The sequence below is a fragment of the Mycobacterium sp. TH-M82 genome, assembly GCF_057473605.1.
Window position 1 is genome coordinate 1 of record NZ_JBYCKY010000787.1, and the last position, 1,102, is coordinate 1,102.

General features: G+C 67.7%; 1 protein-coding gene and 1 pseudogene. One reads left to right on the forward strand and one right to left on the reverse strand.

The annotated features are described in order from the left end of the window. The coding region (locus AC2VON_RS23390) for an AMP-binding enzyme (protein WP_486954986.1) at positions 1-702 on the forward strand (702 nt) is incomplete at its 5' end. 114 nt (positions 703-816) lie between these two features. Here the strand turns inward: AC2VON_RS23390 and AC2VON_RS23395 are convergent. Continuing rightward, positions 817-1,102 (reverse strand): annotated as a pseudogene (locus AC2VON_RS23395) (VldE C-terminal domain-containing protein); the annotation flags it as partial.

Below are 1,102 nucleotides of genomic sequence, written 5' to 3' on the forward strand. Positions count from 1 at the left end.
CTGCGGGACTTCCAGGACAAATACGGCATCACGGTGATCCATGCCTGGGGCATGACCGAGACCTCGCCGCTGGGTTCGGTCGCCAACCCGCCAGCGAGCGCCACCGCAGAAGACGCCTGGCGCTACCGCTACAGCCAGGGACGCTTCACCGCCGCCGTTGAGGCCCGTCTGGTCGGCGACGGTGGCGTCGTGGTACCCAACGACGGATCGAGCATCGGCGAACTCGAGGTGCGCGGTCCCTGGATCGCCGGCAGCTACTACCGCATCGACGCCCCGGACAAATTCGACGACGGCTGGCTGCGCACCGGAGACGTCGGGTCCATCACGCCGGACGGCTATCTGACCATCACCGACCGGACCAAGGACATCATCAAGTCCGGCGGCGAGTGGATCTCGTCGGTGGAACTGGAGAACCTGATCATGGGCCACCCCGACGTACTCGAAGCGGCGGTGATCGGCATCCCCGACGAAAAATGGGACGAACGCCCGCTGGTGGTCACCGTCCTGCGCAACGACGCCGGCACCTCGTTTCAGGACCTTCAGCACCACCTGGCCGGCCACTCTGACCAATTAGCCAAATGGCAACTGCCGGAGAACTGGGCGCGGGCCGACGAGATCCCCAAGACCAGCGTCGGCAAGTTCGACAAGAAGCGCCTGCGCGCCCAGTTTTTCGGCGGTGAACTCAAGGTAGAGCGCATCTGAGCGGGCGGAGGCTCACTGGGGTGGCGGGGCCTCACCCGACGCGGGCGCGGCGTCGTCTGCGGGTGGCGGGGCCTCGGCCGGTGGCGGTGGCTGACCGGCGGTCGCCTCGTCCGCGCGCAGGTACTGCTCGTCGCCGGTCGGGTGCCCACCGCCGAAAGTCGTGATGTGCACGTGCTCGTAGTGGCCGTAGCCGTCCCGGGCGGGGCCGGCGGGCGTGTGGTACGTGCCGCGCCAGATGACGTCTTGCAGCGCGAACCGGTCGGCGTTTCTCAAGGCATAGGTAACGATCTGATCGCCGAGCGCCACCCCTTCGGCGCTACCCGGATTCGGCACCATGACGTCGATCGCCAGCCCGTTGGGATGCCAGGGCCGCGAATCTGGGCGCACCCCGACCATGCTG